Consider the following 795-nt stretch of genomic DNA (forward strand, 5'->3'; position numbering starts at 1 on the left):
ACCCCACCCATGCTGTTCTGTCTGAGGCCGGTTTGCCAGGTGGCGAAGAACTGATTCTGCGCCGGGTTAACACGGCAGAGGGCCGAAAAACCGCTTGGGTCAATGATCGCCGCTGTTCAGGTGAAGTCCTCCGCGCTTTGTCGGAAACGTTGATCGAATTGCATGGGCAGCATGATGACCGGGGTCTGCTGAATCCTCGTGGGCATCGTGTGCTACTGGATGACTACGCTCAGGTCTCGGAACTATTGGCCAAGGTCCGTCAGGCGTGGTCTGAGATGTCGCGCAGCCGCAAAGCACTGGCCGAGACAGAAGCCGCTTTGGCCGCCATGCGGGCCGAGGAGGAATTCCTGCGCCATTCCGTGGCCGAGTTGGACAAGCTCGATCCGCAACCCGGCGAGGACGCAGACCTCGATGCCCGCCGCCGCATGATGCAGGGGGCAGAGCGTATCCGCGACGACGTTGCTCGCGCATTTGACCTGCTGGGAGGTGACGGGGCCGAAGGCGCGATGTCGGATGCGACACGCTGGCTTGAGGGCGTATCGGACTCGGCAGGTGGCCAGTTGGAGGAGCCGATTGCAGCGCTTGGCCGGGCCATGATTGAATTGGGCGAGGCGCAGGATGGTGTGAACGCCTGCCTTCAGGCGCTGGACTTTAACCCTGCCGAACTAGAAGCCGCCGAGGAACGTTTGTTCGCCATCCGCGCACTGGCCCGCAAACATGATGTGGCCCCAGATGAATTGGGCGCATTAGCTGATACGCTGCGTGATCGATTGGATAAGCTGGATGCGGGTGATG

The 795-nt window shown here is 61.4% G+C and carries 1 protein-coding gene; it reads left to right on the forward strand.

Features of this window, described 5'->3' with window-relative positions:
* The coding region (locus ACR0E6_RS22080) for a DNA repair protein RecN (protein ID WP_480587384.1) at nt 1-795 on the forward strand (795 nt) is incomplete at both ends.

It is taken from the genome of Ruegeria sp. AP12 (genome assembly GCF_056540025.1).